Origin of the sequence: Kamptonema formosum PCC 6407, assembly GCF_000332155.1 — a bacterium.
In the GTDB taxonomy this organism is placed as follows: domain Bacteria; phylum Cyanobacteriota; class Cyanobacteriia; order Cyanobacteriales; family Microcoleaceae; genus Kamptonema; species Kamptonema formosum.
In genome coordinates this window covers 1-5,040 of the sequence record NZ_KB235900.1, presented here as the reverse complement: position 1 = coordinate 5,040, position 5,040 = coordinate 1, and the positions used below count along the sequence as shown (strand labels likewise).

1 protein-coding gene is annotated in these 5,040 nt (G+C 40.7%); it reads right to left on the bottom strand.

Going from position 1 to position 5,040, the window contains the following annotated elements:
• Positions 1-40: 40 nt before the first annotated feature.
• The coding region (locus tag OSCIL6407_RS0105020) for a trifunctional serine/threonine-protein kinase/ATP-binding protein/sensor histidine kinase (RefSeq protein ID WP_019486980.1) at positions 41-5,040 on the bottom strand (5,000 nt) is incomplete at its 5' end.

Sequence of the window (5,040 nt, the reverse complement as noted above, 5' to 3'; positions counted from 1 at the left end):
TAATGGTGATTTTTAGATGATTTTACTTGAGATGCTAGCTTTAATCGTCTGTATATGGTGAAACTGGCAGCCGGATACAAAACTCAGTTCCGCAACCAATCGTTGACTCAACTTCTATAGTACCCTGATGTTTTTCTACAACGATCTGCCGGGCGATCGCTAACCCCAATCCCGTCCCTTTTCCGACTTCCTTCGTCGTAAATAAATGGTCAAAAATCTTCGATTGCACCTGTGCGCTCATACCACTCCCATTGTCTTTAATCCTAATTATCGCCTGTTTTTTATCCTCTGATAGCTCAGTTTTCACCGTAATTTCATTGGCAATTTCTGCAAATTTACACCCTTGGTTTGAGTCTTCTACAGCATCAATAGCATTGCTCAACAAATTCATAAATACCTGATTTAGTTGTCCGGCATAACATTCAATTTGCGGTAAATTACCATACTCTTTAACCACTTTGATTTCGGGACGATTTTCGTTAGCCTTCAGGCGATGTTTCAGGATCATAATGGTACTATCAATTCCATCGTGAATATTGCAAGCCACCGGATGGTTAGTATCCGCACGGGAGAAAGTTCGCAAACTGGTGCTAATATCAGCAATTCGTTTGACTCCTTCCCGCATAGAGCCAACTAATTTGGGTAGGTCTTCCCGGATATACTCAAGATCGATAGCTTCTATTTCCTCTTGAACTTCTGGATGTAATTGTGGGTGTTTTTCTTGAACTATATCGATTAATCCAAATAAATCATTGATGTAATCTAGAGCAGGTTGAATATTGCCACCTAGGAAACCAACTGGGTTATTAATTTCGTGAGCGACACCAGCTACTAAATTTCCCAAGGCGGACATTTTTTCACCTTGAATGATTTGTAATTGGGCTTGTTGTAAATCCAGTTCAGCTTGTTTGCGATCGCTTATATCTAGTAACAAGCCATCCCACACTAACGTTCCATCAGCAAGTTTTTCTATTCGCGCTTCACCGTGAATCCATTTAATAATTCCAGATGGTGTAACAATTCGCCCCTCCCATCGCCAGGGAGTTAAGGTTTGAACTGAATCTGCAATTGACTGACGATGAGATTCAGCATCTTCTGGATGTGTCATATCTAATAGGAGCTGTACATTGGCGATCGCTTCCTCGGCACTGATTTGATATAGTTCATAACAGTCACTACTCATGTACGGCATTGATACCGAACCATCGGTCGTCATCACGAATTGATACACCACCCCAGGAACGTTATCTACTAAATTATGGAAGCGGGATTGAGCAAATTTGAAGTCATTGAGAGAACGCTTTAATTCTTGGGCATATTCTTGGGAACGTTGATAAAGTTGGGCATTTTCTAGGGAAATGGCAGCTTGGGTGCAGATGAGGTTGAGGAGTTCGACGCGATCGCTCGTAAATGCTCCCTTCGTTAAATTATTTTCTAGATATAAAATGCCTATCAATTTCCCTTGATACAAAATCGGGCTGCACAAAATACTCTTGGGCTGCTGACGCATGATATACGGATCGTTGGCTAAGCTTCCATCGGCTGTCGCATCAAGCAACACAACAGTTTGCGGGTTGTGCTTGACTTGGTAAATCAGCTTGTGGGGAATGTCTTGGCTGTCCTCAACCGGAAGACGCTGCAATACGTTTGGTTCCGTTCCCAATGTAATTGACCCTTTAACGAACAAGCGTTCACCTTTGGTGTCGCGTAGCGAATTATCTCGCAACAGCATTAACACGCATTTATCAGCCCCTGCATTTTCGATGACGATTCTAAGCAACGATGAAAGTAATTTTTCGAGTTCGATTTCGCTGGAGATAGCTTGGGAAGCTTTCAAAATCGCTTTTAAATCTAGGGTGTCTGAGACACGGGTACTAGAAGTAGCCGAACTGATGGATGTGACAGTTCCTAATGCGAAGATGGTTTCGTCAGTGGAAAGGGGAGAACGGGTTTGTTGTAATATGGGGGCAAGTAATTGGGGATAGCGTTTTTCTAAATCGGCGACTTTGGCTTTGGCATCCCAGCGAGCATAGCCGTAGTAGGCTTCGGTGATATATTCCGCAGCTATGCGTTTTCTGCCCCAGTTGAGATAAAATTTAGCGGCTAGTTCGTTGGCTAATGCTTCTTCTTGGATATAACCGTTTTCTTTGGCAAGCTCAATGGCGCGATCGTAATATTCCATTGCTGGCATATATTGACCAGATATGTTTGCCATTTCAGCAGATAGCAACAGGTATCGATGTTGAAAGTTTGCTGGGCAAAAATGCGCCCATCTTTGAATAATTTGGTAGTGCTGTTGTATAGTATCCCAATACTGCTTTTTCTCCTCTAATGTAGCAGATTGATAGAGTGCTGCTAAACTGAGTGGATAATAGAAATGGTATTGAATAATGGGAAAAAAACCTGCATTAGCTGGCAGTGTTTTTTGGGCTTCTTCTGCCGCCATTACAGCATCAGTGTAGCGACCATAAAAGTAGGAAAGTTGTAGCTTTAGAAAGCAGTACCAATTAATCCCATGTTCAAAGTTCTGCTTTTGTCGCCAAACATTGATATAAAGAGTATCATTATTCCGTTCATCCAATAAGTCAGTATCTTGAATTAGGTCTTGCAGGCTTAGTAAAAATTGTCGTTGTAAGGTAAACGCATAGAGCATATTAACATCATTGACCTGCTGGACATAACTGAGATATTTCTCTGTTTCTGCATAGACATCGGATAGGCGATCGCCTTTAATTAACATTGCCCAAATCAAGAACGAAACAGCCCAAACACCAAACACGACATCTCCCGCTTCTTGACTGATTTGATACGCTTTCTGAGAAATGGGTAAATTGGTTTTTAAGTGCTGATTATAGGGATTTATCGTGTGTGCAAAGATATTATTTGTTTTATAAATAAACTTAGTGCTATTAAAATGGCGATCGAGTTTTAGGGCTAGTAATCCGAACTCATAAGCGGTTTGATAATCTCCTTCATTTGCTAAATTCATTCCATAGAGACAGTAAGCAAAACCAGAGCTTTCGGCATTGCCATATTTCAATGATAAATTGAGCATTAATATAGGACTCAAAATAGCTAGATATTGACGACCCGCCATATAGGTAACAGCCCAAAGGTCTACTAAAAGACTCATACAGATTTTTTTTACGGGGTCTGTCATTTCTGGTAGATTAAATAAGTCGGCTGGACGAACTATTGCCAGTTGAGTTTTCAACTTTTCGAGTTCAGTTTTAATAGCTTCTTGCTGTTCTTCAACGGTGAGAGGTAGTGGCATCCCCATAATTCTCAACCCTTGCAGTCCTGCTTCACAGCCTGCTTGGAGATTCTCACCTTGAGTCATTTTCAGGTACATTTGAATTGCATAAATATCGGCTAAATCGAATTTATTTTGAGTACGATTTAATGCAAAATCAAACAGTTTTTCTGCCTCAGTTAAGTTGCCTGTCAAATATTCACATTCGGCACGTTCTCGATATAATCCAAAGGTGAGTGAATAATGGGTTTCCCAGCTATTTTCCAGCAGCAATTCTAAGCCTGACGTCAAGTATTTTACGGCTGCTTTATAAGCTGTAGCAGCTTTGGCTTTTCTCCCCGCCATGAGATTGATTTGAGCAATTTCATCTTTTGCGGATTGCTGAGTAATAATGCCAATTCCCTGATTTAACTGATTGACAATATCAAAAATCTTGACTTCAAGAACTTCCGGCGATGTATTGCGTAGCAGCAACTGGCCAATTTGGAGATGTACTGCTTTTTTATGAGATTCGGGAATTAAAGAATAAGCAGCTTGTTGAACGCGATCGTGAAGGAACTTATAGCCAACAACCTGCGAACGTTCTTGAGAAACTGCTTGATTAACTTCCCCAACATAAAACTTATAAACTTCACTTTGGGGCAAAATTAACCCTTCTTGTAACGCTTTCCATAAACAAGCTGCTGTTTCTACTTCTGATTTTTCTGAAACAATCGCCAAAGTTGTTAAATCAAAAGAGTTACCAATACAAGCAGCTAGTTGCAAAACCTGTTGGGTTGAGGACGGTAATTTTTGTAATTGTAATGCCATAAAAGTCACAACATCATCTGTAGCCGCTTGTGTTGTAACTTGGGCGAGATCGCATTGCCAACAACCTAACTCAAAGTTAAATTGAATTAATCCATCTTGATGCAATGCTTTGAGAAACTGGGTGGCGAAAAATGGATTTCCTTGAGTTTTTTGATAGATGAGTTGAGAAAGAGACCAGGCCGAACTTTCCGGACATTTGAGCGTTTCAGCAACTAATTGATTGACGGTAACTCGATCGAGCGGTGCTAAAGTAATTGTATTAATCGTGAAGAGGGTTTTTTCAATCTCACTCAAAGTCAACATCAATGGATGTGCTGGATTGACTTCGTTATCCCGATAAGCACCAATGATGAAAAGATGACCTGTATCATTCACTAATAATTGCATCAACTTTAATGATGCTGAATCAGCCCATTGTAAATCATCTAAAAACATCACTAATGGATGGTCGGCACTGGTAAAAACTTGGGTAAAGTTTTGAAATAATAAATTAAAGCGATTTTGGGCTGCTGTTCCTGATAATTCTACTGCTGGTGGTTGTTCCCCAATGATTTTTTCTAATTCGGGAATGACTTCAATAATTACCTGACCGTTGTCTCCGACAGTTTCTAATATTTGATTTTTCCAGTGCTGAATCTGTGGATCGCTTTCGGTTAACAATTGTCCCATTAAATTCCGAAATGCTTGTACAAAAGCAGAGAAGGGAATATTGCGTTGAAATTGGTCAAATTTTCCTTTGATAAAATAACCGCGTTGCCGAACAATTGGTTTATGAACTTCGTTGACAACGGCTGTTTTCCCAATACCCGAAAAACCTGCTACCAGCATCATTTCTACCCCCTTATTTCCCCCCTTAGCAAGGGGGGCTTCAGGGGGGTTAGCGACTCGCTCAAATGCTTGCAGTAAAGTTTCTGCTTCGGTTTCTCGTCCATAGAGCTTGTCGGGGATGATGAAGCGATCGCACACATCCCTACTGG